Annotated in this window: 3 protein-coding genes; all 3 read right to left on the bottom strand. The window is 64.5% G+C overall.

Annotated elements, in window-relative coordinates; translation table 11 throughout:
* Positions 1–113: 113 nt before the first annotated feature.
* Positions 114–566 carry a universal stress protein gene (locus BMZ02_RS18635; protein WP_091646593.1) on the bottom strand — a complete coding sequence of 151 codons (453 nt, stop codon included), beginning with the start codon at positions 564–566 and terminating at the stop codon, positions 114–116.
* Between the two features lie 54 nt (positions 567–620).
* Positions 621–2,006, bottom strand: coding sequence for a solute carrier family 23 protein (locus tag BMZ02_RS18640; protein WP_091646595.1), 1,386 nt, complete (start codon positions 2,004–2,006; stop codon positions 621–623).
* A gap of 99 nt (positions 2,007–2,105) precedes the next feature.
* A partial coding sequence (locus BMZ02_RS18645; RefSeq protein ID WP_425425099.1) for an AMP-binding enzyme occupies positions 2,106–2,429 on the bottom strand: 324 nt, incomplete at its 5' end.

Below are 2,429 nucleotides of genomic sequence, written 5' to 3' on the forward strand. Positions count from 1 at the left end.
CTCGAACCCCGGCAGCCCACTGATCGCGTCCAGATCCAGCAGCTCCTGCATCACAAACTTCATGTCCCGCGTCGGGGCGGTGTAGTCGGTCATGGCTCGGATCTCCGTCGGATTCAGTTGATTACCAGTACCGGGCAATCGGCGTAATGCACCACCTTGTTGCTCACACTGCCCATGATGAGCTCGCGGAAGCCGGTGAGGCCGCGGCGGCCGATGACCACCAGTGGCGCATCCAGCGTCCGGGAATGCTCGATGATGCAGTGGGCGGGGTCGCCAGCGGCGACCTCGGTCCGTGTTTCCACGCCCGCCGCTTTCAGGCTGTCGGCCGCTTTGTCGGCGATCTCGGTGGCCTGTCGGCGCCGGTCGTCCATGATGTCCTTACGGCTCACCTGGCCCGTGGCCATCAACTCCGACGGCATGATGTCGCGATCCACCGCCACGGACATGACGACGACGCGGGCGCCACTGGCCGCGGCCAGGTCCCGGGCCGCATCCGCCGCACGGGCGGCGGTATCCGAACCATCCACCGGCACCAGAATCGTCCTGTAGAAACCCTGTTCACTCATGATGTCTCTCCTCCCGAGGCGGGGCGCCGCCGGAACGGCGCCCCGGTTCCGGCCTCACTCCTGATCTTCGGCTCGCTGGGCGGGGCGGCGACCGTGTTCATCCCGCGGCTCGCGACCGAAAAGGTTGGTCTTCTCCACCAGGATGTACAGCAACGCCCCGGCGGCAAGCCCCCAACCGGCGCCGTAGACGGCCAGCACCACGGCCATGACGCCACCGACACCGCGCTCCACCTGGGTCTCGAGCTGCTCAAGGCCCACCATGATGCAAATGTAGCCGGTGAGCAGCAGCGTCAGCGACAGCGCGATGGGCAGCACCGGCTGGAAAAACGACACCAGGGGCAGGATGAACAGCGCGATGAACCCCGTGACCCAGAACGTGCCCGAGCCACTGTAGATGGACTCCATGGCATTGCGGCCGTACTTGTAGCGCTCGGCCATGGTGGCCGCCACCGCCGTCCAGATCGGACCGGCCAGCCCGGGGTACGGCGCGAAGAACGCGTGCAGGGCGTTACGGATCGCGGTGATGATGTGGACACGGTCGATGTCCGTCTCGATCTTTTCGTCCTCACGCAGGTGGTCCACCCGGTCCAGCAGGGTTTTGCCGACGATGATGTCGCCAAAGGCGATGATATAGGCAATCAGCGCGGTGGGGATGGCCAGCAGGAAGATATCCAGCCCCGGGAAACCCACGACGAACGGCAGGTAACCCCACATCTCACCGAAAGCCGGCTGCGTAATGCCGAACTCCACGTCCGGGAACGGGTACTCCATCACCAGAAAGCCGACGATGATCGCCACCACCATGCCCGGCACCATGCCGTAGTTCGCGATCTTGCGGGCAAGATCGGACTTGTCCACCAGGTGCTTGAAGGAGAGGCTGAACATCAGATAGGCGCACACCAGACCACCGATGATGAGCGAAATGGGTGTCTCGGCCATGCGCCCCCCTTCCTCGATCTCGCCGATGATCGCGGCAACACCGGCACCAATGATGATGCCGCCCTTCATGGACCGGGGGATGATATTCACCAGGGTGGTGCCCAGGCGCGTAATCCCGAGGATCAGGAAGATCAGGAACACCAGGAACTGCAGGGCGAACATCGCCTGGATGGCCTCCGTCCCCGGCTCGAAATCACCGAGAAACAGCACCACCACGGGGATCGCTGGTGTGATCCAGCCGGGCACGAAGGGGATGCCCAGCAGCGCGGGCAGCATGAAGCCGATGCCGCACACCACCACATAGGCCAGCGCCACATCGTAGGGCAGCCCCAGATACTGCTCCAGCAGCGGAATCATGCCCAGGCTGACCACGAACATGATCAGCGCCTGGACCATTTCCGCCGTCTCCCACCGGTAGTGGACGAAAGGCAGACGGATCTTGAAGGGGCCGGCAGGCCAGTAAGGCTGCTCCTCCCCGTGCTGGCGCTTGTAGAGTTGCATCGATTCTCCTCCGTACTCTTGATGGAATAATGGGGCGGCACGCCGCCCCGCGCCGCCGTTGCGCGGCAGCCCGGGGCGACGGGTCAGGCCATGGCCGGCCTAGAGGTCTTTCGCCTGATCGCGCAGCCGGAACTTCTGGATCTTGCCCGTGGACGTCTTGGGGAGGTCGCAGAACACGACTGTTTTCGGGGCCTTGAATGTGGCCATGTTCTCCCGGCAGAAGTTGATGATGTCCTGCTCGGTCACCGCCTCCTGGCCGGGGTGCAGGGTGACGAAGGCGCAGGGCGTCTCGCCCCACTTGTCGTCCGGGCGGGCAACCACGGCCACTTCCATGACCGCCGGGTGCCGGTAGAGGGTGTCCTCCACCTCGATGGTGGAGATGTTCTCGCCCCCGGAGATGATCACGTCCTTGAGCCGGTCCTT

Origin of the sequence: Aquisalimonas asiatica (genome assembly GCF_900110585.1) — a bacterium.
Classification (GTDB): domain Bacteria; phylum Pseudomonadota; class Gammaproteobacteria; order Nitrococcales; family Aquisalimonadaceae; genus Aquisalimonas; species Aquisalimonas asiatica.

Excerpts from the sequence above, each read along its gene's own strand:
- BMZ02_RS18640 (WP_091646595.1), bottom strand. The coding sequence starts at position 2,006 with ATGCAACTCTACAAGCGCCAGCACGGGGAGGAGCAGCCTTACTGGCCT.
- BMZ02_RS18635 (WP_091646593.1), bottom strand. The coding sequence starts at position 566 with ATGAGTGAACAGGGTTTCTACAGGACGATTCTGGTGCCGGTGGATGGT.